23 protein-coding genes are annotated in these 25485 nt (G+C 73.0%); 12 read left to right on the top strand and 11 right to left on the bottom strand.

Going from position 1 to position 25485, the window contains the following annotated elements; translation table 11 throughout:
* The first annotated feature begins 94 nt into the window (after positions 1-94).
* The 7 genes from ACMCNN_RS12340 (at position 95) to ACMCNN_RS12310 (ending at position 10090) form a co-directional block, all read left to right on the top strand.
* Complete coding sequence (locus ACMCNN_RS12340; protein WP_412746324.1) at positions 95-1642, top strand: long-chain-fatty-acid--CoA ligase; 1548 nt, start codon at positions 95-97, stop codon at positions 1640-1642.
* A gap of 174 nt (positions 1643-1816) precedes the next feature.
* Positions 1817-3154, top strand: coding sequence for a hypothetical protein (locus ACMCNN_RS12335; RefSeq protein WP_412746323.1), 1338 nt, complete (start codon positions 1817-1819; stop codon positions 3152-3154).
* Entirely contained in the window at positions 3151-4116 is a 966-nt protein-coding gene (locus tag ACMCNN_RS12330) for a glutamate ABC transporter substrate-binding protein (RefSeq protein ID WP_412746322.1), read from the top strand. The genes ACMCNN_RS12335 and ACMCNN_RS12330 overlap by 4 nt, the downstream gene beginning before the upstream one ends.
* 7 nt (positions 4117-4123) lie before the next feature.
* Positions 4124-5335, top strand: coding sequence for a hypothetical protein (locus tag ACMCNN_RS12325; protein WP_412746321.1), 1212 nt, complete (start codon positions 4124-4126; stop codon positions 5333-5335).
* The gene (locus tag ACMCNN_RS12320; protein ID WP_412746320.1) at positions 5332-7572 is read left to right on the top strand and encodes a tetratricopeptide repeat protein; all 2241 of its coding nucleotides are present in this window, start codon (positions 5332-5334) and stop codon (positions 7570-7572) included. Before ACMCNN_RS12325 ends, ACMCNN_RS12320 begins: the two co-directional genes overlap by 4 nt.
* Positions 7573-7592: 20 nt before the next feature.
* Positions 7593-8813: a PP2C family protein-serine/threonine phosphatase gene (locus ACMCNN_RS12315; RefSeq protein ID WP_412746319.1), complete on the top strand. Its 1221-nt coding sequence runs from the start codon at positions 7593-7595 to the stop codon at positions 8811-8813.
* 11 nt (positions 8814-8824) lie between these two features.
* Positions 8825-10090 (top strand): vWA domain-containing protein, encoded by a 1266-nt coding sequence (locus ACMCNN_RS12310; RefSeq protein ID WP_130507740.1) that lies wholly within the window; start codon positions 8825-8827, stop codon positions 10088-10090.
* A gap of 22 nt (positions 10091-10112) precedes the next feature.
* Here ACMCNN_RS12310 and ACMCNN_RS12305 read toward each other — a convergent pair whose 3' ends face one another.
* Positions 10113-10394, bottom strand: coding sequence for a hypothetical protein (locus tag ACMCNN_RS12305; protein WP_412746318.1), 282 nt, complete (start codon positions 10392-10394; stop codon positions 10113-10115).
* Between ACMCNN_RS12305 and ACMCNN_RS12300 the strand changes: the two genes are divergently transcribed.
* On the top strand, positions 10393-10836 hold the full coding sequence (locus tag ACMCNN_RS12300; RefSeq protein WP_412746317.1) for an FHA domain-containing protein: 444 nt from the start codon (positions 10393-10395) through the stop codon (positions 10834-10836). The genes ACMCNN_RS12305 and ACMCNN_RS12300 overlap by 2 nt on opposite strands.
* Before the next feature lie 77 nt (positions 10837-10913).
* On the opposite strand, the gene ACMCNN_RS12295 is transcribed toward ACMCNN_RS12300, so the two are convergent.
* On the bottom strand, positions 10914-11366 hold the full coding sequence (locus ACMCNN_RS12295; RefSeq protein ID WP_412746316.1) for a PLAT/LH2 domain-containing protein: 453 nt from the start codon (positions 11364-11366) through the stop codon (positions 10914-10916).
* Positions 11367-11520: 154 nt separating this feature from the next.
* Here ACMCNN_RS12295 and ACMCNN_RS12290 point away from each other — a divergent pair, with 154 nt between their 5' ends.
* Positions 11521-12678, top strand: coding sequence for a hypothetical protein (locus ACMCNN_RS12290; protein WP_412746315.1), 1158 nt, complete (start codon positions 11521-11523; stop codon positions 12676-12678).
* 161 nt (positions 12679-12839) lie between these two features.
* Here the strand turns inward: ACMCNN_RS12290 and ACMCNN_RS12285 are convergent, their stop codons facing one another.
* The 3 genes from ACMCNN_RS12285 to ACMCNN_RS12275 form a co-directional block, all read right to left on the bottom strand.
* Positions 12840-13298 (bottom strand): carboxypeptidase-like regulatory domain-containing protein, encoded by a 459-nt coding sequence (locus ACMCNN_RS12285; protein WP_412746314.1) that lies wholly within the window; start codon positions 13296-13298, stop codon positions 12840-12842.
* On the bottom strand, positions 13298-13891 hold the full coding sequence (locus ACMCNN_RS12280) for an RNA polymerase sigma factor (protein ID WP_412746313.1): 594 nt from the start codon (positions 13889-13891) through the stop codon (positions 13298-13300). Before ACMCNN_RS12280 ends, ACMCNN_RS12285 begins: the two co-directional genes overlap by 1 nt.
* Before the next feature lie 90 nt (positions 13892-13981).
* Positions 13982-15337, bottom strand: coding sequence for a S8 family peptidase (locus tag ACMCNN_RS12275; protein WP_412746312.1), 1356 nt, complete (start codon positions 15335-15337; stop codon positions 13982-13984).
* A 175-nt stretch (positions 15338-15512) separates the two neighbouring features.
* On the opposite strand from ACMCNN_RS12275, the gene ACMCNN_RS12270 reads away from it, so the two are divergent.
* Complete coding sequence (locus ACMCNN_RS12270) at positions 15513-18038, top strand: CHAT domain-containing protein (protein WP_412746311.1); 2526 nt, start codon at positions 15513-15515, stop codon at positions 18036-18038.
* Between the two features lie 51 nt (positions 18039-18089).
* A complete protein-coding gene (locus ACMCNN_RS12265) occupies positions 18090-18707 on the top strand; it encodes an adenylate/guanylate cyclase domain-containing protein (RefSeq protein ID WP_412746310.1) in 618 nt (205 codons plus the stop codon).
* A 150-nt stretch (positions 18708-18857) separates the two neighbouring features.
* Here ACMCNN_RS12265 and ACMCNN_RS12260 read toward each other — a convergent pair whose 3' ends face one another.
* The gene (locus tag ACMCNN_RS12260) at positions 18858-21629 is read right to left on the bottom strand and encodes a DEAD/DEAH box helicase (RefSeq protein ID WP_412746309.1); all 2772 of its coding nucleotides are present in this window, start codon (positions 21627-21629) and stop codon (positions 18858-18860) included.
* A 76-nt stretch (positions 21630-21705) separates the two neighbouring features.
* On the opposite strand from ACMCNN_RS12260, the gene ACMCNN_RS12255 reads away from it, so the two are divergent.
* Positions 21706-22455 (top strand): HAD family hydrolase, encoded by a 750-nt coding sequence (locus ACMCNN_RS12255; RefSeq protein ID WP_412746308.1) that lies wholly within the window; start codon positions 21706-21708, stop codon positions 22453-22455.
* A gap of 69 nt (positions 22456-22524) precedes the next feature.
* On the opposite strand, the gene ACMCNN_RS12250 is transcribed toward ACMCNN_RS12255, so the two are convergent.
* The 5 genes from ACMCNN_RS12250 to ACMCNN_RS12230 form a co-directional block, all read right to left on the bottom strand.
* Complete coding sequence (locus tag ACMCNN_RS12250; RefSeq protein ID WP_412746307.1) at positions 22525-22845, bottom strand: hypothetical protein; 321 nt, start codon at positions 22843-22845, stop codon at positions 22525-22527.
* A gap of 66 nt (positions 22846-22911) precedes the next feature.
* A complete protein-coding gene (locus tag ACMCNN_RS12245; RefSeq protein WP_412746306.1) occupies positions 22912-23814 on the bottom strand; it encodes a diacylglycerol/lipid kinase family protein in 903 nt (300 codons plus the stop codon).
* A 42-nt stretch (positions 23815-23856) separates the two neighbouring features.
* Positions 23857-24804, bottom strand: a complete 948-nt coding sequence (gene tatC, locus ACMCNN_RS12240; RefSeq protein WP_412746305.1) for a twin-arginine translocase subunit TatC — start codon at positions 24802-24804, stop codon at positions 23857-23859.
* Between the two features lie 9 nt (positions 24805-24813).
* Positions 24814-25137 carry a Sec-independent protein translocase subunit TatA gene (gene tatA, locus ACMCNN_RS12235; protein ID WP_412746304.1) on the bottom strand — a complete coding sequence of 108 codons (324 nt, stop codon included), beginning with the start codon at positions 25135-25137 and terminating at the stop codon, positions 24814-24816.
* 95 nt (positions 25138-25232) lie between these two features.
* Complete coding sequence (locus ACMCNN_RS12230; RefSeq protein WP_412747147.1) at positions 25233-25475, bottom strand: hypothetical protein; 243 nt, start codon at positions 25473-25475, stop codon at positions 25233-25235.
* Positions 25476-25485: the final 10 nt, after the last annotated feature.

Raw genomic sequence — 25485 nt, 5'->3', positions numbered from 1 at the left:
AAACTTGCGCTGCGCGATGGTTTCCCCAGCCGGTCCGGCATGTTGGGATGGGACGGTCGTCACACCCCCCGGACACCGCGAGGAGACCGCCGCAATGCTCAACCTCTCCGTCCTGCTGGAGGACAGCGCCCGCCACTACCCCGACCGGGCCGCGGTCGTGCTGGGCCCGCAACGCCTGACGTACGCACAGGTCGACGCGGCGGCCAACCAGGTGGCGAATCTCCTCGTCTCGCGCGGCATCCGACCGGGCGACAAGGTGGCGCTGTCCTGCCCGAACCTGCCGTACTTCCCGGTGATCTACTACGGGATCCTCAAGGCGGGCGCCGTGGTGGTGCCGCTGAACGTGCTGCTCAAGGCGCGGGAGGTCGCGTACCACCTGACCGACAGCGAGGCCAGGGCGTACTTCTGTTTCGAGGGCACGGCCGAGCTGGCGATGGGCGCCGAGGGGCACGCCGGGTTCGGCGAGGTGCCGGGCTGCGAGCATTTCTTCCTCGTCACCGCCGACCCGGCCGCCGCGTCGCCGATCGAGGGCGCCGAGACGCTGGGCGCCGCCGTCGCCGGGCAGTCGCCCACCTTCGAGACCGTGCTGGCCGCCGAGACCGATCCGGCGGTCATCCTGTACACCAGCGGCACCACCGGGCAGGCCAAGGGCGCCGAGCTGACCCACTCGAACCTGCTGGTGAACGCGCTGACCTGCAACCGGCTGTTCCAGAGCAAGCCGGGCACCGACACCCACCTGCTGGTGCTGCCGCTGTTCCACTCGTTCGGCTCGACGGTCCAGATGAACGGCGGCTTCGCGGTGGCGGCCACCCTGGTGCTGCTGCCCCGGTTCGAGGCCTCCGCCGCCGTGAAGATCTTCGAGCAGGAGGAGATCACCTACTTCGCGGGCGTGCCCACGATGTACTGGGGGCTGCTCAACGCGCTCACCGACGATGTGGACGTCGAGCGGATCGCCCGTAACCTGCGGATCGCCGTGTCCGGCGGCTCCAGCCTGCCGGTCGAGATCATCAAGCAGGTGAAGGAACGGCTCGGCGTGCAGATCCTGGAGGGCTACGGCCTGTCCGAGACCTCGCCGGTGGCCACGTTCTCCGACCCCGACCGGGAGCCGCGCCCCGGATCCATCGGCATCCCGATCTGGGGCGTCGAACTCAAGCTCATCGACGAGAACTGGAACACCGTCGAGGGCGCCGACGAGGTCGGCGAGATCGCCATCCGCGGCCACAACATCATGCGCGGCTACTACAACCGGCCCGAGGCCACCGCCGAGGTGATGAACAACGGCTGGTTCCGTACGGGTGATTTGGCGCGCCGGGACAAGGACGGCTTCTACTACATCGTCGACCGCGCCAAGGACATGATCATCCGCGGCGGTTTCAACGTGTACCCGCGCGAGATCGAGGAGGTCCTCATGACGCACGAGGGCGTCTCGCTGGCCGCGGTCATCGGTGTGCCGCACCCCCAGCACGGCGAGGAAGTCAAGGCGTACGTCATCCGCACGGCGGACACCACGGTCACCGAGGACGAACTGGTCGCCTGGGCCAAGGAGCAGATGGCGGCGTACAAGTACCCGCGCATCGTCACGTTCGTGGACTCTCTGCCCATGACGGCCACGGGCAAGCTGCTCAAGCGCCAGCTGAGCTGACCCGAGCGGGCAACGACGCGCCCGGTGGGACCGTCCCGCCGGGCGCGTGTCGGTGTCCGTAGACTCGGCGCCCACCCCGGATTCGGCCGGCCGTCCGCGAAGATCATCTGTTGCGGCGGTGCCGCACAGTGTCAGGGTGACGGGTCGTACACGAACGGCATCGACGGAGGAAGCTTGCCCACCGCCCAGCTCGACCGGCCGAGGGCCACGCCGGACGTCACGCCGCCCACCGGCAGCCGTGCCGGCCGGGTCCTGCGCCGCGTCGGCGCCCTGCGCCACACCTCCCCCGGCCGCCTGCAACTGATCCTCGCCGCGCTGCTCACCCTCGGCCTGCTCACCGGGCTGGTCAGCGGGCTGGCCGCGCGTGCCGCGCAGACCGGCACCGCCGACCTCGGCGGCCGCGCCCAGCCGCTGCTCATCGAGGCCGAGACGATCTACTCGGCGCTGGCCGACGCGGACACCACGGCCGCGCAGGCGTTCCTCGCGGGCGGGCTGGAACCCACCGCGCTGACCGCCCGCTACGACGACGACCTGCGCCGGGCCACGGACGCGCTGGCCTCGGCCGCCCGGCGCGCACCCGCGGGCGGCGCCGCCGCCGACGCGGTGCACGAGCTGGCCACCGGCGTCGCCCGGTACACCGCGCTGGTCGCCACGGCCCGCGCCAACAACCGTCAGGGCCTGCCGGTCGGCTCGGCGTACCTGTCGGCCGCCTCCACCCTCAACCGCGACACCCTCCTGCCGCAGGCGCAGACGCTGTTCCGCGCCGCCCAGGACGAGGTCGGCGCCGGATACGACGACGCCCGCAGCCCCGTCTGGGTGACCCTGCTGGTGCTGCTGCTGGCCGCGCTGCTGCTGGCGCTGCTGCTGGCCCAGCGGTACCTGAGCCGCACCACCCACCGGACGTTCAACCTGCCGCTGGTCGCTGCGACCGTGGTCACCGCCGTGCTGGCGCTGGGCGCGGGCGGCCTGCTGACCCACCAGCGGGCGAGCCTTCGCGCCGCGGACACCGACGGGTCGGCCCCGGTCGCCCGGCTGGCCGAGGCACGCATCCTCGCGCTGCGCACGCGCGGCGACGAGGCGCTGACCCTGGCGGCGCGCAGCGGCAAGGGCGCGTACGAGGACGACTTCGACGCGGCCGACCGGCAGGTGCACGACCTGCTCGACAAGCTGGCCGTCGACCTGAACGGCCCGGCCGCCTCGTCGGTGGGCGACGCGACCCAGCGGCTGAGCGACTACGCCGTGGCGCACCGCAAGGTGCGCGCGCTGGACGACGGCGGCGCCTACGACGCCGCCGTCGACCTGGCGATCGGGGACGCCACCTCCGGCACCTTCGGCGCGGCGACCGACGCGATCGGCGCCGCCATGGACGACCGCAAGGCGGCGTTCACCCACGAGATCGGTACGGCCGGGCGCGGCCTGGGCGTGCTCACCGTGCTGGGTCCCCTGCTGGCCCTGCTCGGCTGCGCCCTGGCCGTCGTCGGCATCCGCGCCCGACTGGAGGAGTACCGGTGACCCGCCCGACCCGTGCCCGCGCCGCGCTCACCGCGGCCGTCCTGTGCGCCGTGGCGGCCCTCGCGGGGTGCACCGCGGACACACCACCGCATGCGGCACCGGCGGCGAAGGCCACCACCGCCGCACCGTCCGCGCACGCTCCCGCGGACACCTCCTGCCAGCCCCGGCGCAGCCTGCGGCCCAGCGGCGGCCTGCCGCAGCCGGGCCACATGCCGGCCGGCAGCTACATGGCGCAGATCCAGAAGAAGGGCCGGCTGGTGCTCGGCACCAGCCAGGACACCCTGCTGTTCAGCTCCCGCAACCCGTTCACCGGCGCGGTCGAGGGCTTCGACGTCGACATGGGCCACCAGATCGCCGAGGCGATCTTCGGAGATCCGGACAAGCTGACGATCAAGGTCATCCCGAACGAGAAGCGGGTGGACGACGCCGCCGACGGCACCGTGGACCTGGTCGCGTACACGATGACGATCAACTGCGCGCGCTGGAAGCGGGTGAACTTCTCCACCGTCTACTACGACGCCGGGCAGAAGGTGCTGGTCTCCACCTCGTCGGCGGCCAAGGGCATCGGCGACCTCGGCGGCAAGCGGGTCTGCGCCCCCAACGGCTCGACCTCGCTGGACAACATCGCGAAGGCGCCCTCCAAGCCGGTCGCGGTGGGGCGCGCCAGCTTCGGCGATTGCCTGGTCGCGTTCCAGCAGAACGAGGTCGACGCGATCAGTACGGACGACACGATCCTCGCCGGGCTGGCCGCCCAGGACCCGTACGCGCACGTGGTCGGCGACAAGTTCACACAGGAGCCGTACGGGCTGGCCATGTCGCAGCAACATCCCGAGTTCACCCGGTTCGTCAACGCGGTGCTGGAACGCAACCGGGCCAACGGCACGTGGAAGCGCACGTACGACCGGTGGCTCGGCCGGTTCGGCCCGGCGCCGCAGCCGCCCGCCGCCGAGTACCGGGACTGAACCGGCGATGACCGCACCCCCCGCCGAACTGCTGGCCCGCGCCGACACCGAACTGCGGCGCCTGGAGGCCGCCGCCACCGCCGTCGCCGCCAACCTGGTGGACCTCGACGACAACACCGCCCGCAAGGAGCTGGACGGCACCCGGCTCACCGGCACCACCGCCGCCGCGTGGGCCGACGCCACCACCGCCCTGACCCAGCTGTGGGACGGCTACGGCCTGCTCACCGCGCTGACCACGAGCGCCCGCGCGGCCCGCGACGCGCGCCGGTTCGGCGATGCAGAGAAGGCCGCGTACGTGGAACAGGTGCTGGGCCGCTCGATCACGCTGTCGACCGCCACGGTGCCGCTGGCCCAGCGCGGGCTGCTCGGCGCCGGGCAGGTCAGCACGACCTGCACCCCGGCGGAGCTGCTGGCCGCGATGGAGGCGGCGTTCGCGACCGTGGTGGACGTCGCGACCCGCGCCGGGGACGTGTGGCAGCGGCTGCTGCCCCGCGCCGCCGAACTCGCCGCCGCCCTGGACCAGGTCCGGGCGCTGACCGGGCCCACCGCGTCCACCACCCTCGACGAGGCCGACCGGCGGCTCGGCGAGGTCACCGCCGTGCTCGCCACAGATCCGCTGGGCTGCGACGAGAACGGCCTCGCCGCGGTCCGGGCGCTGATCGACCGTGCCGACGCCGAACGCACCTCCGCGGTGGAGCTGCGCGAGGCCCTGACCCGGCGACTCGCCGACGCGCACACCCTCGCCGGGGAACTGTCCGGGGCCGCACGGGCCGCGCAGGCCGCCGCGGAAGCGGTGTCCGGCCGGTTCGCGGACGCCGACATCGCCACGATCGGCGGCGCGGACGCCGACCCGGGAGCCGACCTGGCGGCGATCGACGCGCTGGCCGCGGCCGGGCACTGGTCACTGCTGAGCGGGCGGCTGGCCGACTGGACCCGCCACGCCCGGCAGCGGCTGGCCGCGCTGCGCGACGCGGCCGAGCGCAACTCCGGCCTGCTGGGCACCCGCAACGAGCTGCGCGGACGGTTCGAGGCGTACCAGGCCAAGGCGGCGCGGCGCGGCATCGCCGAGGACGCCACGCTGACCCCGCTGGTCGACGCGGCCCGGGCGGCACTGTGGACCGCGCCGTGCGACCTCGATGCCGCGCGCACGGCGGTCACCGCGTACCAGAACGCCCTCACCGCGCTCACCGCCACGCACACCAGGGATGGCCAGCTATGACGTGCCCACGCGACTGCACCGGGACGATCCAGGACGGCTACTGCGACACCTGCGGCATGGCCCCGCCCGCCACCGCCCCGGCCACGACCGCCGTGAGCAACGCGGCACCGCCCGCGCAGCGCACCGCCACCGCGCCGTCGGTGCGCACGGGCGCAGTGTCGTTGTCCACCCGTACCGGTGGGTCGGGCCGCAGCGGCAGCACCAGCGGCAGCCGGCGGCGCCGCTTCGGCGGCGGCCTGGTCGACGTCGCCCCGCTGCCCCAGCGGGATCCGTCCACCGCGGTGATGGCGGTCGCGCAGGTGCCCGAGGACAAGCGGTACTGCGCCAAGTGCGGCAAGCCGGTCGGCCGGGCCCGCGGCGACCGGCCCGGGCGTACGGCCGGGTTCTGCCCGTCCTGCGGCGAACCGTTCGACTTCACCCCGAAGCTGTCCAAGGGCGACCTGGTCGGCGGCCAGTACGAGGTGGTCGGCCCGCTGGCGCACGGCGGCCTGGGCTGGATCTACCTGGCCGTGGACAAGAACGTCTCCGACCGGTGGGTGGTGCTCAAGGGCCTGCTCAACTCCGGCGACGAGGACGCGCTGGCCGCGGCGGTCGCCGAGCGGCGCTTCCTGGCCGAGGTGGAACACCCGAACATCGTCAAGATCTACAACTTCGTCGAGCACGACGGCGCCGGCTACATCGTCATGGAGTACGTCGGCGGCGACTCGCTCAAGAGCATCCTCAAGTCCCGGATGACCGCCAACGCGGGCAACCCCGACCCACTGCCGCTGGAGCAGGCCCTCGCGTACGTGCTGGAGATCATGCCCGCGTTCGGCTACCTGCACGACCGCGGCCTGATCTTCTGCGACTTCAAGCCCGACAACGTCATCCAGACCGGCGATCAGGTCAAACTCATCGACCTCGGCGGCGTCGTGCGCGTCGACGACCTGGACTCCGCCATCTACGGCACGGTCGGCTACCAGGCGCCCGAGATGGCCACCGCCGGGCCGTCCATCCAGTCGGACCTGTACACGATCGGGCGCACCCTCGCGGTGCTCACCACGGACTTCCGCGGCTACCAGAGCACGTACGCCGACAGCCTGCCGGACCGCCAGGAGTTCGCGGTGTACCGGCGTTTCGAGTCGTACTACCGGCTGCTGCAGCGGGCCACCCGCACCGACCCGGCGGAACGGTTCGTCGACGCCGCCGAGATGAGCGAGCAGCTGCTCGGCGTGCTCCGCGAGGTTCTCGCCGCCGACGGCCAGCCACACCCGGCGCCGTCGCGGCTGTTCACCGGCGAGTTGCGTACCGACATGCGCGACGACGAGCCGAACTGGCGGTTCCTGCCCGCCCCGCTGATCGACCTCGCCGACCCGGCGGCCGCCTTCCTCGCGTCGGTCACCGTGACCGACCCGCAGGAGGTCCTCACGCTGCTCGGCAAGGCCCCCGAGAACACCATCGAGGTGCAACTGCGCGCGATGCGGGCACTCATCGACCTCGGCGTGGCCGGTACCGGCCCCGACGCGTTCGCCGACGCGCGCCGGATGCGCGACACCATCGCGGCGGGCGCCGCCGCGGACTGGCGGCTCGCCTGGTACGACGGGGTGCTGGCGCTGGCCAGCGGCGACCACGCCCGGGCGGTGGCCCAGTTCGACGCGGTCTACTCAGGCCTGCCCGGTGAGCTGGCGCCCAAACTGGCGCTGGGGCTGGCGTACGAGCTGGCCGGGCAGCCGGACGAGGCCGCGGCCCGCTACGACGTGGTGAGCCGCACGGACCCGGCGTACACGACGGCGGCGGCCGGGCTGGCCCGGTGCCGGCTGGCGGCGGGTGACCGCAGCGGGGCCGTGGAGGCGTACAACCGGGTGCCGGGAACGTCGTCGGCGTACCGCAGCTCCCAGGTCGGCGCGGTCCGTGCCCTGGTGCGCCCGCACCCGGCCGCCGCCACGGACGTGGCCGCGCTGGCCGCCGCGGCGGCGCTGATCGACCGGCTGGAGGTGGAGGCGGCACAGCTCGCCGCACTGCGCGCCGAGTTGCTGGAGCAGGCGCTGCAGGCACTGGCCGGTGGCGTCGCCGTACCGGCCGCGGTGCTGGGGGCCGCCGTTCCCGCCGCGGTGTCCACCGGCGGCTCCGCCGGGGAGCGCGACGTGCGGTTCGCGCTGGAGGGCGCGTACCGCGAGATGGCGCACGCGGCGCACGGTGCGGAGAAGATCCGCCTGGTGGACCTGGCCAACGCGGCGCGCCCGCGGACCCGTACGTGATGTCCGAGGAGGAGCCCGGGGTGACGGTCATCGAATGCACGTCCTGTGTGGACGAACGCGGCGCGGGCGCCGCGTTCTGCGAGGCGTGCGGCCGCCCGCTGACCGCGGCGGCTCCGTTGGCCGGGCGGACCGAGGCACACCAAGCCGTCCCGGCCAACGGAGCCGCCCCGGCCGGCAGGGCGTTGCCCGCCAGAAGGGCCGACGGCGGAGGCAACGCCGGGCCGGGCAACGCCGGGCCGGGCAACGACGGGCCTGGTGACGACGGGTCTGGTGACGGCACGGGCGTGGGCGGGCCCGGCGCAGCGGGCGGGGTGGGCGGTGGTGCGGGTGCCGACCGAGCGTGCCCGGCGTGCGGCACGCCCGGCGGGATCGGGGCGGACGGCTACTGCGGGCACTGCGGGATGCTGGCCGGTCGTCCCCGTGACCACCTGGAGTCCGTCGCCGGTGCCGCCGCCTCGGTCACCGACCGGGGCCGCCGGCACCACCGCAACGAGGACGCGATGTACCTCAGCGGCACCGCAGGCGACATCGACGCCGTGGTCTGCGACGGGGTTTCCGCCTCGTTCGACCCGGACGTGGCATCCGAACTGGCCGCCGAGACCGCCGGCCAGCTGCTGAGCAGCGAGGAGGCGACGGCGGCGCTGCCCGAACGGGTCTCGGCGGCGCTCAGTGCGGCCGCCACGGCGGTCGCCGCGCTGGCCCGTACCGGGGATCCGCGGCGCGCCGCCTCCAATCCCGCCTGCACGATCGTGGCGGTGTGCGTGCGCGGCGCCGACGTCGGGTACGGCTGGGTCGGCGACAGCCGCGCGTACTGGCTGCCCGCCTCGGGCGACATCGTGGCGCTGTCCGAGGACGATTCGTGGGCCATCCACGCCATCGCGCTGGGCGCCGACCCGCAGGCCGCGTGGCGCGACCCCAAGGCGCACGCCATCACCGCGTGGCTGGGCGCCGACGCCGGGCCGGTCACGCCGCGCACCGGCGGGTTCACCGCCCCCGGCCCCGGCCACCTGGTGCTGTGCAGCGACGGGCTGTGGAACTACCTGGCCGAGTCCGCGGTGTTCGGCGACACCGTCCGCGCCCACCTGGCCGTTGCGGCCGGTGCACCGCACCCGGCGCTGGCCGCGGCGCGTTCGCTGACCGCGTTCGCCAACGAGGCGGGCGGCGCGGACAACATCACCGTCGCCCTGGTACCCGTCGATCCGCTCGTCCGCCCCACCGTCGAACCCACCGCAGCGTCCTGAAGGAGAGGCCCGTGCCCTACACCGCCGAGGCGTTCCAGAACGAGTTCCTCTCGCTGGGCGCCACCGAGGTCAACGCGATCGTGACGGTCGCGTCGACCGGCAGCGAGGGTGGCCGCCGCACCGCCGGCGCCACCGAGATCATCATCGTGGACGCGTCCGGCTCGATGCAGGCCGAGGGCCGGATGGCGGCCGCCCGGCAGGCCGCCAAGGCGGCGATCGAGTGCATCGACGACGGCGTCCACTTCGCCATCATCGCCGGGGTGAGCACCGCGCAGCAGCTGTTCCCCGCGCCCGGACAGCTCGCGGTCGCGTCGCCGCAGAGCCGGGCCGACGCGGTTCGCTCGATCGACCGCCTGCAGGCCAACGGCGGTACGGCCATGGGCGCCTGGCTCACCCTGGCGGCGCAGCTGTTCGCCCAGCGTCCCGGCGACATCGCGCACGCCATCCTGCTCACCGACGGCGAGAACGGCGAGTACCAGGGCTACCTGGAGCAGGTGCTGCAGCAGATCGCGGGCAAATTCCAGTGCGACTGCCGGGGCGTCGGGACCAACTGGCAGGTCTCCGAGCTGCGCAAGATCGCCACGGCGCTGCTGGGCACTGTCGACATCGTCGCCCGCCCCGCCGACCTGACCGCCGCGTTCGAGCAGATGATGACCGCCGCGATGGGCAAGACCAGTGCGGACGTGCAGCTCAAGGTGTGGACCCCGGTCAACTCGACGGTCCGTTTCGTCAAGCAGGTCGAGCCGGAGGTCGTGGACCTGACCGGCAAGCGGACCGAGGACGGGCCCCGCGCCGGCCGCTACCCGCTCGGGTCGTGGGGCGCCGAGAGCCGCGACTACCACATCTGCGTGGACGTGACCGCGGGCGCGGCCGGCGACGAGATGCTGGCCGCCCGGGTGTCCGTGGTCGAGGGCGACGACGTGCTCACCCAGTGTCTGGTACGCGCGGTGTGGACGGAGGACACCGCGCTGTCCACCCGGATCAACCGGCAGGTGGCGCACTACACCGGGCAGGCGGAGCTGGCCGATGCGATCCAGGCCGGGCTGGAGGCGCGCAAGGCGGGCGACGACCGTACGGCCACGCTGAAGTTCGGCCGGGCCGCGCAGCTCGCCCACGCCAGCGGCAACAAGGCCACCGAGGAGCTGCTGGCCACCGTGGTCGACATCGAGGACCCGGCCACCGGCACGGTACGGCTGCGCCGCAAGGTCGAAGCGGCGGACGAGATGGCGCTGGACACCCGCTCCACCAAGACGGTCCGGGTGGGACGGGCGCAATGACGACGTACACCTGCCCGAAGGGTCACGCGTCCAGCACGGACGACTTCTGCGACACGTGTGGCGCGCGGATCGGCGGCGGCGTACCGGTCAGCGCGCCCGCCTCCGCGCCGCCGGTCTCCGCGCCGCCAGTCTCCGCGCCGCCGGTCTCCGCGCCGCCCGTGTCCGCGCCGCCCGTGTCCGCGCCGCCGGCAGGCGCGCCCGCCGCGGCTCCGGGGCGTGGCGCCCCATGCCCGCACTGCGGCACGCCGCGCACCGCGATGTGGCGCTTCTGCGAGGACTGCGGATACGACCACACCACCGGCATGGTGCCCGTCCTGGACACCCCGGCGGCGGCGCCCCGCCCGGCGGGTCAGTGGGCCGCGACGGTGACCGCGGACCGCACCTACTTCGACGCCAACGCCATCGAGGGGGTGGAGTTCCCGGCGCACTGCCCCGAACGCCGGTTCCTGCTGCCGACCCCGCAGGCGCGGATCGGCCGCAAGAGCAGCTCGAAGGGCACCGACCCGGAGATCGACCTGTCCGCGGCCCCGCTGGACCCGGGCGTCTCGCACAGCCACGCGCTGCTGACCGTCAACGTCGAGGGCGGCTGGCTGGTCTCCGACCTGGGCTCCACCAACGGCACGTACGTCAACGACGAGGCGACGCCGCTGACCGCCGGGCAGAGCCGCACGCTCGGCGACGGCGACCGGGTGCACGTCGGCGCGTGGACGACCATCACCCTGCACGCACCCGACGGGCATCCCTGACCCTTGCCGCGCGTCCCGTGCTGCCGTGACGGCTCCGGTCACGGCAGCACTGCGGGCACGCGGTGACTCGACGCTGCTCAGGCTGCACCGATGTGGGTGGTGCCGTTCTCCACGACCCAGTAGTAGTACGGGAAGGTGTCGGTCCTGCCGGAGTAGGCAATCTTCGTCCAGTCCATGGCCCACGAGTCGCCGGCAGGGTTGAAGTAGATGTCGATGGACGTGACGGTGCCGAGATCGGTCCACCACACGTCGAAGTAGTCGGTGTTGCCGCGTTCGAAGTCGTCGCGAGACTCGTTGTCCAGATAGATCGGGCTCGTGCTGCCGTTCGTTCCGTTGATGGTCAGCCACACGTCTCCGTCGGTGCCGGCCCAGTCCCGATCGGAGGTCTTGACGGAAACCACGTAATGCACAGCGACCCGCGCGCCGGCGGACCGATGTGGCGTGCCCGCCGCATACGCGGGCGACGCGGCGGTCAGGGCGGCAGCAACGGCCAGGCAGGCCAATGCACGGTGGACGAGCTGTCGGTTCATGGCGATCTCCCATCTCGCAGAGCAGTCCTGGAGCCAGGGTCGCCGTCCGCGACGACGGCCGGTATTCGCAGAACTGCGAAGGCGCCCAGCACTGCCGGTAGGGCTGTCGGGCGGCGATGGGCGGCTCCGCTGGCTTCGCGGGTCGAAATAGGAGATGCTGGTCGATGTGTCCGGGTTGGTGACCGAGGACTACGAGCGGCTGCTTGCGTTCGCAGCCAGCGTCCTGGACAGCTTCGATGGCACCTCGCTGTGGCCGTCCCTGGCGACGGAACTGGTGGACACGCTGCCGGGCCATCTCGTCGGCATGGTGGACGTGCGGGCCGGCGGCGGCATCGTGCGCCAGTTGCTGTGGCCGACGTGGGCCGAGGGCCTCGACTGGGATGAGGCGGCCGTCGCCGCACACCCGCTGGTTCGGCACTATCAATGCTTCCATGATCCGTTCCCGCGAACTGTCAACGAGGTGGCGGACCCCCACGAGTGGATCAACTCCGCCGTCTACTCCCGCGCCCGCACCGACCTGCGTGGCGCCACCAGACAGCTGGCGATCCCGGTCTCCGGCCCGGACGGCATCTTCCGTTCCGTCGTGATCGGCCGGTCCGGCACCGACTTCGACGCGCGGGAACGACAGCTCGCCCTGCGCTTGCAACCCTTGCTGGAGCGCCTGAGCCGACATCTGCACACGGCTGTCGCCTGGCGTTCGGACGCGCCGCCGACCGCCGTCGAATCCGCGAAGGCGATCGGTCTCACCGCCCGCGAGGTGACCGTGCTCGCGCTGCTGGCGGAGGGATTGACCGCACCCCTCCCCGGCCGCGACAACCCGACTCGTGCCCTGCGGTCTCCGCGGATCACATGCCGTCACCGGTCGTGGCGCGGTCGTCCCGGCTGTGCCGGTCGACCGGCACAGCCCGGACATCCACCCCCGCTAGCAAGCCGTCTGCAGATGGAAGGGATAGTCGCTCAGACCACCACCCGGGTTCTTCGTTTCCACATACACGCCGTTGGCACTGCTGTGTCCGCCCGCGGTGAACACCTGCCCCGGGTAGTAGACGAGTTGGTTGGCCGGATCCCCGATCGTCGCCACGTACGAGCATGCGGTCATGTCCCGGTCGAAACGGACCTCGAACCGGCCGACCCCCAGATGGGTGAACCCGACAACGCCCGAGCCCCGCACGTAGTTGCCGCCGTAATCCGACACCACCCACTGAGCCGACGACGCCGCCGTCTTCGGGGCGCCGCCCGGCCCGGCGATTGCCACGGCCCCGGCGGCCACGAGCCCGAACAGCCCGCCGACTCGCTTCCACAGATTCGCTGACATCGCTTGCCGTCCCTTCCTCGGTACGCGCGGAACGTCCGCACACGAGTCAGGCTCGGACAGCAGCGGCCATGAACGACATTCGGACAACTACGTAGACCGCCCGCACTGTGCCGTAATCGCCATCACGGGCTTCAGTGCGAATCACGAGTGGGCGGCCCTCAGACGCTGATCCACTCCGTGGCGACCTGGCGGCCCGCCACCTCGCACTCGATACGGATCGGGCCGGGCCGGGTGGCCGGGAAGGTGAAGCAGCCGACCTCGTCCGCGGTGGTCTCGGCCACCGGCCCGGCGACGGTGAACAGCCGTACCGTCGCCGGTTCCGGCGGGATGAGCTGGCCCTCGATGCCCCCGTCGGACAGCTCGATCTCGACCCGCAGCTCGTCGCGCCCGAACACGAGGTTGCGGGCGGCGCTGGGCTGCGGGCCGCGTACACCCACGGTCTGGTCCACGTAGGAGTCGTAGAGCAGGGCGGCCAGTTCGCGGTCCGGGTCGGCGGTCTGCCAGGCCCGAACCGCGTGGGCCGCCGCGACGACCTGAGCTTCGATCGGATCGGGATGCAGGGCGTCGCGGACGTCGAGGAACAGCTCCTCGTCGTCACTCCAGTTGCGCCAAGGCATCACGGACACCTCCCGATGTGTGCGGATTCGTCTTCCCCCAGGTACGCCCGGACGGCGTCCGTATCGCGTAGCTTGCCGAGAACGCGGCTGCGGGTCGGGCCGATACTGCCGATCGGCACGCCGAGCACCCGGCTGATCTCCTGATACGAGTACGGCGGGTCCGCGGTCAGCATCAGCAACAGTTCCCGCTGCTGGGGTGCTAGTTCCCCGAGCCCGTCCAGCAAAACCTGGCGGCGTTCGGCGGCGATCAGCAGCTCGTCGACCTCCGGCGAGTCGGAGCGGTCCAGCGCGGGCATGGTCTGCGGGTCCACGGCAACGTTGCGGCCGTTGGTCCGCAGGTACCGCTCGCACTCGTGCCGGGTGGTGGTGGTCAGCCAGCCGGGCAGGGCGGACGGCTCGCGCAGCTGGCCCAGATGCTCGACCAGGCGCAGCCAGACCAGCTGGCTGACGTCCTGAGCGTCGGCCGGCGACAGCCGGTAGTGCCGGATCACGTACGCCACCAGGCCGGCGAACCGGCGCACGATCTCGTTCCACGCGTCCTCGTCGCGCTCGACGCTGGCCTTGACGAGCGCCGGTAGCTCCCACTCCAGCATGTCTGCCATCTTGTCCCCGCTTCGTCACCTCGGTGGACGGCGGTGTGCGGGCCGCCCGGTGTCACGTCGCGGCCCGTTTGCCGGGTCGCATCAACCGATTCCCTGCAGGATTCGCATCGCCTTGCCGAAGCCGACGACCGCTTTGCCACGCGCGTCGAGCAGGTCCACCGCGTCGCGCGGCGAGACGTTCTGCTCGGCGACGATGCGGGCCACCGCGCCCGCGATCTGGGGTGCGGCGAACGAGGTGCCGCTCCACACCGCCGCCGCGTCCGGGCCGAACGTGTCCGGCTCCGGGTCGAACAGCGGCGACTCGACACCCTCGGGGTAGACCGAGCGGATGCCCTCACCCACGGTGGAGAAACGCACGGCGCCGTAGCTCGACCAGGCCGCGGGCGACAGGTACGCGGTGAGCCCGGCGACCGCCTCGACGCCGTCGAGCGCGGCGGGCCAGACGATCCCCCGGTCGCCGTAGTTGCCCGCGGCCGCGACGATCACCTTGTTGAAGCGGCCCTTGCTGTCGCGGCCGGCCTCTGCGTGCACCGTCTCGACGGCCTGCTGCATGAGCAGCGGCGGCTGGTCGTCGAGGGTCTTGCCGCCCAGCGACAGGTTGATGATCTCCGCGCCGTCCCGGTGCGCCTGCACGATCGCCGCGGCGATGTCGTCGTCGGTGGCGAAACCGTCGGTGTCGGCCGCGCGGTACACCTTGATGTCCGCGCTCGGCGCGACCCGCTGCACCACACCGGCCACGAACGTGCCGTGCCCGGCCTCGTAGTCCAGGAAGCCGTCCCCGCCCCGGGGCAGCACGTCGAGCAGATCCAGGTTCTCCCGGTTCCGCGTCACGTCGCCGAGCCAGTGGTCGGCGCGCACGGTCTCCTCGATACCGGTGTCGATCACCGCGACCGGCGGCCGGGGCCCCGGACCGCCGTCGGCCGGCGCGTTCGGGATGCGGTAGTTCGCGAAGTCGCCCAGCGAGGGTGCGTTCTCCGGGCCACCGACGCCCTTGCCGACCGCGGCCATCGAGGCGATGTAGTTCGGGTGCGCGGCGATGTCGCGTACGGCGCAGTCGTCGATCACCCGGTCCAGCTCGGCGCGCCCGGCCGCGAACCGGCGCAGCCGTACGTGGTCGCCGACGGTCCGCTCGGCGTACTCCTGCACCAGCGCGCCGACGGCGGTGAAATCCTTCGCCGAGATCAGCAGCTCGCCGCGGGCCAGCAGGCTCGGCGCGCCGTCGCGGCGCAGCGCCACCTCGATCTGGGCGCGTTCCGGGTCGCTCGACCGGCGCCCGATCAGGATGCCGAGCAGTCGACCCTCGGCGGACGGCCGGGTGTCGGCCAACCGGACCACCTGCTGGGCCACGATGGTACGCAGGCGCAGCAGCTCGGAGCCGTAAGATTCCGGATAGTCGCCCTCGAAGGCATAACCCAGGGGCGCATCGTTCAGATTCATAGCGGTTCCTGGCCTTTGTGATAGATCGGCACAGCGACGGGGCGGTCGCGCGCGCGGTGGAATGGAACCCTCGGTGGAATTAGAGACGCCAGACGACCTTGTGATACACGCTAGGCGAGTTCATGAGGGCGTAATAGCGGATCCCCGACGCTTTGGCCCCATCGCCGCCGAACTCGTGCGATCGGTACGCCGTTCGGGTCCCCCCGAGGCCCTGGCGCTCGCCCTGCGCGCGCACGCCTGGGCGGAACGGGCCCGGCTGGCCGCCGCCCCCGCCCGGCGGCTGCTCGACGAGGCCGCCCGGATCGCCCGCCGGCACAAGCTGCAGCACGTGCTGGCCGACGTACTGATGAGCCGCGCCGCGGTCAACCAGGAGCTGGGCCGCCTCGACAGCGCCCAGCACGACCTCGACGCCGCGGAACCCCTCGTCGCGCCGGACCGGGCCGTGGAGCTGAGGTTCCAGCGCGCCGTCCTGCAGCAGAACATCGGCCTGCTCGCCCCGGCCGCCGCCGCCTACCGCGACCTGCTGTCCCGCTCCGGCACGCCCGACCGGACCAGGGTCATCGCGGGCAACAACCTCGCCATCATCGAGGCCCAGTACGGCCGCCACCCCGACGCGCTGCGCCGCCTCGACGACGCCGGAGCACTGGCCCAGCAGGTCGGGCCGGCCCTGGTCGCGATGGTGACAGAGACCCGGGCGTGGGCGACGGTCCACGCGGGCCGCCTCGCCGACGGGGTCCGGCTGTTCGAGGACGCGGCGCACGCCTTCGAGGCCGCCGGGCTGCCCCTGGGCGAACACTACGTCGAGTACGCGGACGCGCTCATGGACCTGCGGCTCATCCCCGAGGCCACCGCCGCCGCACGTTCCGCCGCCGAACAGTTCGAACGGCACGGGGTGCCGCTGATGGGCGCCGAGGCGGAGCTGCGGGTCGCCCAGCTGGCCCTGCTCACCGGCGACCCGCGGGAGGCGGAGCAGGCGTCGGCCGCCGCGGCGCGCAGCTTCGAACGGCAGGGACGCCGCGCGTGGCAGGCCCGCGCCGCCCTGGTGCACGCGCAGGCGCGGCTCGACGCGGGCCGGGCCACCGCCGACGACCTGCGCGCCGCCCGGCGGGTCTGCCGCACCCTGGAAAACCAGGGCACCTGGGCGTATGCGGTCGGCGCGTACGACATCGCGGGGCGCATCGCCGCCGCCCTGGGCCGCCGCCGCGAGGCCGTCACGGCGCTGCGGCACGCGGTCGAGCTGGCCCGGCGCAGCCCCGTACTGGTCCGCATGCGCGGCAGCGTGGCCGGGGCGACCGCCGCGTCGCTGCTCGGCGACGACGCCGGGGTGCTCGCGCACTGCCGGCGTGGTTTGAGCGACCTCGCCCGGCACCGCACCGCCCTGCCCTCTGTCGAGCTGCGGGCGCTCGCCTCCGGGCACGGCACCGAGCTGGGCCAGCTCGGGCTGGCGGTGATGGTGCGCGGCGGCTCGCCACCGCGGGTGCTGGACTGGATGGAACGCACCCGGGCGGCGGCCCTGCTGGCGGTGGAGCCGCCCGGCGGCACCGACGTGGCGGACCTGGAGGCGCTGCGCGGCATCCACGCCGAGTTGGAAGGGCTGACCACCGGCGAGCGTACGGTCGGGTTGCGCGATCCGCTGCTGGCCCGGCAGAAGGCCATCGAGGACCGGATCCGCCGCGCCAGCTGGCGCCGCCGTACGGATAACCGGCAGGTCACCGCCACGATCCGGCCCGCCCGGCTGCGCGCCGCCCTGGACGGCCGGGTCCTGGTCGAGTACGCCGTGCTGCACGACGACATCGTCGCCGTCGTGGTGGAGCCGCGGCGCAGCAGGCTCGTCGCGCTCGGGCCCAGCACGCCCGTGCTGGAGCAGGTCCGGGCGCTGTTCTTCGCGCTGCGCCGGATGACCCGGGCCCTGCCCGACTCGTCGCTGGACGCCGCCCGGCTCAGCGCCGACGTCCGGGTCGCCAAGCTGCGCGAACTGCTGCTGGCGCCGCTCGGCGTGGCCGGCGACGCCGAGCTGGTGGTGGTGCCCGCCGGGCACCTGCACGGCATTCCGTGGTCGGCGCTGTGGGACGCGCCGGTGTCGCTGGCACCCTCGGCGGCGCTGTGGACCCGCACCCGCGAGGCGGCCCTGGCCCACCCGGGCCTCGGCCCCACCGTGCTCGTCGAGGGCCCGAACCTGCCCGGCGCCACCACCGAGGTGCGGCGGCTGTCCGAACGCTACCCGGACGCGGTGACCATCGCGCCGCCGGACAGCACCACGTCACGCGTGCTGCACCGCCTCGACGGCGCCGACCTGGTGCACCTGGCCTGCCACGGCTGGCTGCGCTCGGACAACCCGCTGTTCTCCTCGCTGGTGCTCAGCGACGGGCCGCTGACGGTGCAGGAACTGCAGACCAGCGGGGTCGCCCCGCACCGCCTCGTCCTGGCCTCCTGCCAGTCCGGCGCGGACGTCAGCTACGCGGGCGACGAGGTGGTCGGGTTCATCAGCTCCCTGCTGGCCCGTGGCACCGCCGGGGTGGTGGCCAGCGTGGCCGCCGTACCGGACGTGGCCGCCGTGGAGCTGATGGTCGCGTTGCACGAGCAGCTGGCCGCCGGCCGTACGCTGGCGCACGCGCTGCACACCGCACGGGCCGCCCTGGACCCCGGGGATCCGGCGGCGTACGTCAACTGGTGCACGTTCAGCGCGTACGGAGCAGCCTAAAGGCTGATCCCGGTGATGTATCACCGCTGATCGCCCGAACTCTGACTTCACGTGGATGTCGGACAGCAGCACCACCTCGACCGCACGACGGGACACCGGCGGGACGCCGCCGTGCTGTTCGCCGATCTCTCCGGTTTCACGCAGCTCGTCGAGTCCGTCGAACCGGAGATCGTCTACCAGGTGGTCCGGCCGCTCATGGACGACCTGGTGGACATCGCCCGCCGCCACGGCGGCGAGATCCAGCAGGTGCTGGGTGACGGTTTCATGTGCGTCTTCGGCCTGCACGCGACGCGCGGCGACGAGGCCGAACGGGCGGTCGCCGCCGGGCTGGAACTGGTGGCCGCGGGCGGCGCCCGGCTGGGCCGCCCGTCGGTGCACGCGGGCGTGGAGACCGGCGAGATCTACGTGACCGCCTCCTGGCCGCCCGCCGGGTACGGCGTCTGGGGCCGTCCGGTGAACCTCGCGAAACGGCTGTGCGACCTCGCCGGGCCGGGCGAGCTGCAGATCGGGCCGCGGGCGTTCGCCCGGGTCCGGCGCCGCTTCGGCCCGGCCCGCGCGGCACGGGCCCGGCTCAAGGGAGTCACCGCACCCGTGCTGACGCACCTGATCGCGCCGCAGCGTTCACCCCAGCAGGCAGACGGGGACCGCACGATGATCGACGCAGCGTAGGGCCGCCGGTCCGGGTGGCGCGCCGCGCCCGTTCATGCACCGCCGTCACTGCCGCCCGCCAGGGCCGGATCGCACCGGGATCGACCACGTCGGACCGGGCCGCGGGGCGGCGTCCACATCGCACTGATCCCGTGCGCTGGTGCGGCGCTGTCACAGGGTCGGCTGGTGGGCCAGCACTCCCCGGTTGACCGCGGCGATCGCCTTGCGGGCGGTGTCGCGGACCGCCGGCGACACACCCGACGCGTCCTTGAGCTGGCCGAGCAGGTCGAGCACCTGCCGCGCCCACCGGACGAAGTCGCCGGCCGGCATGTCCTGGTCGTAGTTGGAGCCGCTGGTAAGCACCTTCGCCAGCGGTTCGCCGCGGGCCCAGCGGTACATCGGCCAGACGAAGCCGAGGTCCGGCTCGCGGGTCAGCGACAGGCCGCGCTCGGCCTCGGCGGATTCGATCTCCGACCACAGCTTGACGCAGTCGTCCACCGCGGCCGTGGTCGGGCCCTTGGGCATCGAGGCCCGCTCGTCGCCCTCGCGGCGCGACTCGTACAGCACCACGGACACGGCGGCGGCCAGTTCCTCGGGGGCCAGGCCCTCCCAGACACCCTTGCGCAGGCACTCGGCGACCAGCAGGTCGGCCTCCGTCCAGATCCGGGCCAGCATCCGGCCCGCCTCGGTGACCTCCCCGTCGGCGCTCAGATAGCCCCGGTCGGCCAGCACCGCACACACCTGGTCGAACGTGCGGGCCAGCGACCCGGTCCGGCCCGCCACCCGGGCGCGCAGCGCGTCGGTGTCGCGTTGCAGGCGGTGCCGCCGTTCCGCCCACCGGGCGTGGTCCTCCCGCTCGGGACAGGCGTGGCAGGGGTGCTGGCGCATCCGCACCTTCAACAGCGCGATCTCCGCGTCCTCCCCGTTGCCACCGCCGCGGTTCCGGTTGCGCCGCCCGCCGCCGTGCCGGTCCAGCCCGGTGGCGCTGATCGAGGACGCCAGGTCCCGGCGCGCCGCCGGGGAACGATGGTTGAAGTGCTTCGGCACCCGGATCCGCTCCAGCACGTCCACCGCGCCGGGGAAGTCGGCGGGGCTGACCCGCCCCGCCCAGCGGTCCTGGGTCAGCACCAGCGGGCGCGGCTCACCGAACCCGCCCGTACCCGGATCCAGCACCACGGCCAGCCCCGCCCGGCGGCCCTGCGGCACCCGGATCACGTCGCCCACCCGCAGGCGCTCCAGCGACGACACCGCGGCGGCGCGCCGCTGCGAGGCGCCCTGGCGGGCCAGCGCCCGCTCCCGCTCGGCGATCGCCACCCGGATGGCGAAGTACTCCTCGAAGTCGCCGTGGTGGCAGGTCTCCTCCGCGCCGTACGACTCGATGATCTCGGTGTTGCGCTGCACCTGCCGGGCCAGACCCACCACCGAGCGGTCCGCCTGGAACTGGGCGAACGACGACTCCAGCAGCTCCCGCGCCCGCTCCGCACCGACCGTGCCCACCAGGTTGGCCGCCATGTTGTACGACGGCCGGAAACTGGACCGCAGCGGATACGTGCGAGTCGAGGCCAGCCCCGCGACGTGCCGGGGATCCACCTCGGGACTCCACAGCACCACCGCGTGCCCCTCGACGTCGATGCCGCGCCGCCCGGCCCGCCCGGTGAGCTGGGTGTACTCCCCCGGCGTGAGGTCGACGTGCGCCTCGCCGTTGAACTTGACCAGCCGCTCCAGCACGACGCAGCGGGCCGGCATGTTGATGCCCAGGGCCAGCGTCTCGGTCGCGAAGACCGCCTTGACCAGGCCCCGGACGAAACACTCCTCGACCGCCTCCTTGAAGGCCGGCAGCATCCCGGCGTGGTGCGCCGCGATGCCGCGTTCCAGCCCGTCCAGCCACTCCCAGTACCCGAGGACGGACAGGTCCTCGCCGGGGATGGTGGCGACCCGCGCCTGGGCGATACTGCGGATCTCGGCCCGCTCCTCCGGGCTGGTCAGCCGCAATCCGGCGGCGAGGCACTGCTGCACCGCGGCGTCGCACCCGTTGCGGCTGAAAATGAACAGGATCGCGGGCAGCAGCCCGCCGTGTTCCAGCCGGTCCACCACCTCGGCGCGCGGCGGCGGCAGCCACCGGCGCGACCGCCCGCCCCGGTATCCCGGACCGCCGGCCCGCTCGCCCAACTCCAGGCGGCGCATCATCTCGCGGGTGTAGCGCAGCAGCTCCGGGTGCACGTCGTGTTTGCGGGCCGCGTCGGCGTCGTGGAACAGGTCGAACATGCGCTTGCCGACCAGCATGTGCTGCCACAGTGGGACCGGCCGGTGCTCGCTGACCACCACCTCGGTCCGCCCGCGCACCGTGACCAGCCAGTCGGCGAACTCCTCGTAGTTGCTCACCGTGGCCGACAGCGACACCAGGGTCACCGACGCGGGCAGGTGGATGATCACTTCTTCCCAGACCGCGCCGCGGAACCGGTCGGCGAGGTAATGCACCTCGTCCATCACCACGTACGCCAGCCCGCGCAGGCTGGCCGAGCCCGAATACAGCATGTTGCGCAGCACCTCGGTGGTCATCACCACCACTGGCGCGTCGCCGTTGATCGCGTTGTCGCCGGTCAGCAGGCCGACATTGTCGGCGCCGTGCTTCTCGACCAGGTCGTGGTACTTCTGGTTGGACAGCGCCTTGATCGGGGTGGTGTAGAAGCACTTGCGGGGCGCCCCACCGGTCTCCGCACGCAGCGCCAGGTGCACAGCGAACTCCCCCACCACGGTCTTGCCCGCCCCGGTGGGTGCGCACACGAGCACGCCGCTGCCGCGCTCCAGGACCTCGCAGGACTGGCGCTGGAAGTCGTCCAGATCGAAGCCGACATCGAGCATGAAATCGTCGAGGGCGGGGAACTGCGCCGCGCGGGCCGCCCGCCGCTTCGACTTCGCATACCGTTCGGCGGGGCTCGTCATGGTCCCCAGGCTAATTCGTCCGTGTGACAAGTACCCGCGGCGGTTGGCGGCGGGCGCGTCCCCTGCGGTCGGTATCGTGCACGGCGTGCCGGACTCCAGCGACCCGACCCGTCCACCGCCGGAATCCCCGCGCCAGGTCGACGCCGTCCTGTTCGACTTCCACGGCACCCTGGCCCAGGTGGAGGACCCGGTGGCCTGGGTAATCGCGGCCGCCGCCGCGTGCGGGACACCGCTGGACCGGGGCCGCGCCACGGGGCTGGCCGACCGGCTGGTCATGGCGGGTCGCGCCGGCGGGCCGCTGCCGCACCGGGTGCCGCCGCACCTCGCGGAACACTGGGCGGACCGGGATCTGTACGAACACAGCCACCGCGCCGCGTACACGGGCCTGGCGCAGACGGTCAGCACCGACGTGGAGGGCCTCGCCGACGCCCTGTACGAGCGCCTGCTCGGCCCCGACGGCTGGCTGCCCTACGCGGACACCGAGCCGACCCTGCGCACCCTGCACGACGCCGGGATCAAGGTGGCCGTGGTCAGCAACATCGGCTTCGACATCCGGCCGATCTTCGCCGCCTGGGGTCTCACCGACCTGGTCGACGCGTTCGTCCTGTCGTACGAGGTGGGCCGCTGCAAGCCCGATCCGGCGATCTTCCTGCGCGCCTGCGGGATGCTCGGCGCCGACCCGGAGCGCACCCTGATGGTGGGCGACACGCCCGCCGACGCCGGGGCGGTCAAGGCGGGCTGTGCGGCGCTGGTGCTGCCCGCGGCCGAGCCGGGGCGGGCGAACGGCCTCAGCGCCACCCTGGCCCTGGCGGGTTGTTCCACCTGACGCCGACCGGCAGCCCCACCTGAACGACCGTCGGCGTGCGGGCCGCGAGACCGCGCCCCCGGCGGGATCTCACAGGTAGATGTCGACGACTGTGCCGAGGGTCACCCAAGGGTCGTGCGGCGGTGCCTCGCCGCCGGACCCGACCCGGTCAGCGTCCGCTGCGGGCTCGCCGCGCCGGGCCGGTGCTTCCGGGCCGCCAGGCGGGGCGTCGGCCGGCGACGAGCCCGCGGGCGTGGAGTCGGCCGGTGCGGTGCCGGACGGTGCGGTGCCGGACGGTGCGGTGCCGGACGGTGCGGTGCCGGACGGTGCGGTGCCGGACGGTGCGGTGCCGGACGGCGTGAAGCCGGGCGGTGCGGAGACCGTGGCCGGGCTGACCGAACCGATCGACATCTGCTCTCCTTCTGGCGGCTACTGCCCGTACTCTTCGGTGCCGCCGCCGGCCCGCTGACGCCGTACTCAGCGCAGCAACCGCAGCGCACCTGGCACGCAGCCGACCCGCATCGGGAGCGGGCCCACCCGCTCGCCGTCGGCGTAGCCGACGATGCCCTCCGCGGCGATCTCCACCTCGCCGGCGCGGAAGCAGTGCACGCGTGGATCGGTGACGTGGGTGCCGCGGCGCAGTCGGGGCTTGAGCCGGGCGAGGGTGACCCGGCTCAGCGGGTCGGCCACCACGACGTCGAGCAGGCCGTCCGTGGGGTCCGCGTCCGGGCAGATCCGCATCCCACCGCCGTAGCTGGCGCAGTTGCCCACCGCGACCAGCACTCCGAAGAACTGGTGCCGCTCGCCGTCGAGCCGCAGCGTGTAGGCGCGCGGCCGCAGCCGGGCCAGCTCCAGCATGATGGCCAGGTCGTAGCGGCGCGGGCCGCGAGGACGGCGCATCCGGTTGGCCCGCTCGTTGACGATCGCGTCGAAACCGGCCGCCAGCACCGCACCGAACCAACGGTCGCGGCCCGCCGCATCGCTCACCCGGGCAAGATCGACCCGCGTCTGCCGCCCGTCGCGCAGGGCGGCGGCGACGGCGTCGGCCGCGATGAGCGGTTCATCGGGTACGCCCACCGCCGCGGCGAAGTCGTTGCCGGTGCCGGTCGGGACGACGCCGAACGGGACCGTGGTGCCCGCCACGGCCTGCAACGCGAGGTGCACCGTGCCGTCGCCGCCGAGCGCGACCAGTGCGGCGGCTCCGTCGGCGACAGCCTGGTGACAGGCCGCCTCCGCGGCTTCCGCGGTGGGTGCGTGCAGCACCTGGACGTCGTACCCGCTGTCGCCCAGACGGCGGACGAGGCCGGGCAGCACGGCGCGGTGCCGGCCCCGGCCCGCCCCGGGGTTGGCCAGCACCGCGATGGCGTCACCGGTGACCATCGGGGCAGCGTACCGGCCGGATCTCCCCGGCCGGGTCCACCGTCAGGTCATGTCGTCGTAGCGGCCTTCCAGCGGCAGGGGCTTGTCGACCGGGGCGGGTGTGTCGATGGGCGCCGGCGCCTCGATCCGGTCCGCCGCACCGACCGGCTGGCGGTCGTCCGCCAACGCGGAGATCTCGTCATCGTCGAGGTCGGCGTACATCTCCCGGCCCCGGCCACGGCGCCTGTCGTTGAGGATCGCCACGCCCACGGCGAGGAAGTACAGCAGCGACATGCACGCGGCCAGCAGGGTCATGCCGAACGGGCCGGGGTCCGGGGTGGCGATCGCGGCGAAGCCGAACGACAGGAACACCACGATCCGCCACCAGCTGAGCAGCTTGCGCCCGGTCACCACGCCGGTGAAGTTGAGCATCAGCAGGACCAGGGGGAACTCGAACGCCGCGCCGAACAGCAGGATCATGTTCATGACGAAGCCGATGTACGAGGTCACCTCGAGCTTCGTCGGCGCGCCCAGCACGCCGGCTTCCATGATGAACGACAGGCTGTGCCCGACGACCGAGTAGGCGAGCACCGCACCGGCCGCGAACAGCGGCACGGAGATCGCCACGAAGATGTACGCCCACTTGCGCTCATGCCGGTGCAGGCCCGGGGCGACGAACGCCCAGAGCTGGTAGAGCCACACCGGGGCGCCGAGGAGCAGGCCCAGCCACAGCGCAATCTTCAGCCGCAGCACGAGCTGGTCGGTGACGCCGAGCGTGATGAACTCGCAGCCGTGAGCGCCCTTCGAGGAGGGCAGCGCGCAATACGGCGCGCTCAGGATGTCGAAAGCCCAGTGCGAGATGACGAAGCCGACGATCAGGCCGGCGACGATACCCAGCGACGCCCAGAACAGGCGGTTACGCAGCTCCCGGACGTGTTCGATCAGCGTCATGGAGCCGTCGGAAGCCCGTTCGAACGTGCTGGGCCCCCGACGGCGCAGGGTCAGAGCCATGCCGGGCGGTCAGCGGTCGTTGGTGCGCTGTACCGGGTCGACGAACGGCTGCTGGGGCTGCTGGTAGGCCTGGGGCTGCTGCTGGAAACCCTGCTGCGGCTGCTGAGCACCCGGCTGCTGGATCTCCGTGGGGTGCAGCGGCTGGCGGGAGTGCTGCGCGTCGGCCTTGTCGGCGACGTTGGTGTCGTCGTCCATCAGGCCCTTGGTCTCGGCCTTGATGATCCGCAGCGACCGGCCCAGCGAGCGCGCCGCGTCCGGCAGCCGCTTCGCACCGAACAGCAGCAGAATGACGGCCGCGAAGATCAGAAGGTGCACTGGCTTGAGGGCGCCCATGGTGGTGACTCCAGTCGGTGGGACAACGGTCCTGGCAGTATGCCGGATCCATGGTACGTGCGAATTCTTCGCATGCCCCTGGCCGGACGTCTGGTTTATCCGCGTGCGGCCTTGATCGTCTCGGCCCGGCGCTGCAGCTGCTCCGCCCTGGCCTGTACGTCAGCGACCGTGCGCTGCAGGATCAGGGCCTTCTCCTGCAGGCGGGCCGCCTCCTGCTGGCGGCGCTGGAGCCGCACCGCGGCCCGTTGCAACCCGACCATCCGGCCACCGAGGGAGAACAGGGCCGCGCCGAGGACAAGCACCGCGACGAGGACGACCAGACCCCAGATCAGCCACATCACCCGGTCA

Source organism: Krasilnikovia sp. MM14-A1004 (assembly GCF_047159485.1).
In the GTDB taxonomy this organism is placed as follows: Bacteria; Actinomycetota; Actinomycetes; order Mycobacteriales; family Micromonosporaceae; genus Actinoplanes.
The sequence above is the reverse complement of the archived record's forward strand: the minus strand, read 5'-3'. Positions and strand labels throughout refer to the sequence as shown.